Origin of the sequence: Photorhabdus noenieputensis (assembly GCF_018448935.1) — a bacterium.
Classification (GTDB): Bacteria; Pseudomonadota; Gammaproteobacteria; order Enterobacterales; family Enterobacteriaceae; genus Photorhabdus; species Photorhabdus noenieputensis.
In genome coordinates, this window is sequence record NZ_RCWC01000113.1 from 1 (window position 1) to 1516 (window position 1516).

Below are 1516 nucleotides of genomic sequence, written 5' to 3' on the forward strand. Positions count from 1 at the left end.
GCCTGGCAGGTGACGACCGGCAGTGAGGATGTGCGGATCGGGGGATTCGCCACCCTTGAAGGGCAGTTGTTGTCTGCCAGAGAGCTTGCCGAGATAGCGGAACTGAGACCGGGCAAACAGCTTCCTTCACTCTCCTCACAACAGACTCAGCATGTAAAAGAGACCCTTCAGGCACTCGCGCCCAGTGAGCCATTTTGGTGTGAGCGTCTTGCTGCTTTACAACCGCTCCAGTTGCCTTTTGAAATGGCCGGGAAACAGGCTGAACCTCAATGGGGCATCAGCCCCTGGCAGCCTCCACTGCCTGAACACGTGGGAGAAGACCCATTACAGACACTGTTGCAGGTATTCGTTATCTACCTGGCGCGTTTGACTCAGCAGACTGAACTGCAAATTGGCTGGTGTGTGGATGGGGCAGAAGATAAACCAGAGATATGGACCGGGTTGTCATCGGTGGTGCCGATGGTTGTTGAGGTGGCGTTTGATAAGCCGTGGTCCGTGGTAGCTGACTGGATGGATAACGAGCTGGCCCGATTGGCGCGGTACCGCACATTTAGTCGTGATCTTCTTTCCCGCTCTCCTTCACTGCGGGCTATCCCGGCATTAAGCACAAGCCGGCCGTGGCAGATCGCCGTTTCTGTGATACAGGATGATAAATCGGGTGAGCAGGCGGTATCCGGCGAATTGCTGACATTCCAGATAAATTCGCAGGGCGGTTTCCGTTGGATCTATGATGAAAATCGCCTGAGCCCGGAAGTGATTCGGCGGATGGGCGAACATTTGCAGGTGCTGGCGGCATCAAAAAGGGCGAATGATGAAATCCCCGTAGGGCAGCTTAATTTGTTGCCAGAGGCTGAACGCCGGTTGTTACTGGAAACCTGGAACGCGACTAAAACCGCCTATCCTGAGGCGTTATGCATTCATCAATTGTTTGAACAACAGGTGGAGAAAACCCCAGAAGCGACGGCACTGATAGCGGGAGATAACGCCTTCAGTTATATGGAACTGAATGCCCGCGCTAACCGGCTGGCGCGTCAGCTCATTGAACAGGGGGTGTGTCCCGGTGATCATGTTGCGTTTCTGCTAGCGCGTTCGATGGAACTGGTGGTGGTGCAATTGGCGATTCTCAAAGCCAGTGCCGTTTACGTGCCGATAGATCCCAGTGTGCCGGATGAGCGGAAAAACTGGCTGATAAGTGATTGTGCCGCCAGATTGTTGCTTGCCGATACACAGGCGGATATTCCGGCTAACCTGGCTGTGCCGCTGCTTCGTCTCTCGGATGAGACAGACACGGGCCGCGAGGAAGATCATCTTAACCTTGACTTACCGCGTGCCAGCACCGAACTGGCGTATATCATGTACACCTCCGGTTCTACCGGGACGCCCAAAGGAGTGTTGGTGCCGCATCGTGCGGTAGTCCGGCTGGTTATCAATAATGGCTATGCTGACATCGGGCCGGATGATCGGGTGGCTTTTGCCGCTAATCCGGCGTTTGACGCCAGCACGTTTGAAGTCTGGG

1 protein-coding gene is annotated in these 1516 nt (G+C 55.0%); it reads left to right on the forward strand.

The window, feature by feature from the left end:
- Positions 1 to 9 precede the first annotated feature (9 nt).
- The coding region (locus tag EAE91_RS23390; protein WP_422615671.1) for an AMP-binding protein at positions 10 to 1516 on the forward strand (1507 nt) is incomplete at its 3' end.